Source organism: Staphylococcus sp. MSU001 (assembly GCF_052976705.1).
The window spans coordinates 1-612 of the sequence record NZ_JBRIKK010000053.1 but is presented as its reverse complement, the minus strand read 5'-3'; the positions used below and the strand labels follow the sequence as shown (position 1 = coordinate 612).

Sequence of the window (612 nt, the reverse complement as noted above, 5' to 3'; positions counted from 1 at the left end):
TGAGTCCGAGACATAAAGTTCTAGGATAAGTAAATAAAGACAATTTCTATTGAAATAATACAGAAATTGTCTTTATTATAAATTTTTTGATTATTTTCAGCTCGTTGAGCTGTTACTTTTCTTATATTAAGTGACATTAGCACAAATCCTAGTTCTCTTTTGGCTTTATTTATCCCTCGAACGGACATTCGAGTGAAACCCAAAATAGCCTTCATAAATCCAAAAACAGGATCCACATCAATTTTTCTTTGACTGTATATGGTTTTTGTTTTTGGTTCTGAAAGCTTTTTATTAATTTGGTCTTTAAAAAATATTCCCAATTATAATTCTTCATTATTTTTTTATTTGTTTTTGAATTGAAGTTTATACAATGGTGTTTCAGAGGACACTCTTAACAATCATCACATTCATATAATTTCAAGTCTCGTTTAAAACCATATTTATCATAGTGATAGGCATATCTTTTAAATTCTAGTCTTTGATTGTTCGGACAAATGAATTCATCGTTAATTTAGTTTAGTAATGTTTATTAAATTATACGAAAGTGCCTTATTTTTATAAAATATTTTAGTGTAAAATTTCATATAAACACAAAGTATTTTGGCGAGACTT

1 pseudogene is annotated in these 612 nt (G+C 26.8%); it reads right to left on the bottom strand.

Annotation, left to right across the window (positions count from 1 at the left end):
• Positions 1 to 20: 20 nt before the first annotated feature.
• A pseudogene (locus tag ACVBFA_RS11665) lies at positions 21 to 511 on the bottom strand (transposase); the annotation flags it as partial.
• Between the last annotated feature and the right edge of the window lie 101 nt (positions 512 to 612).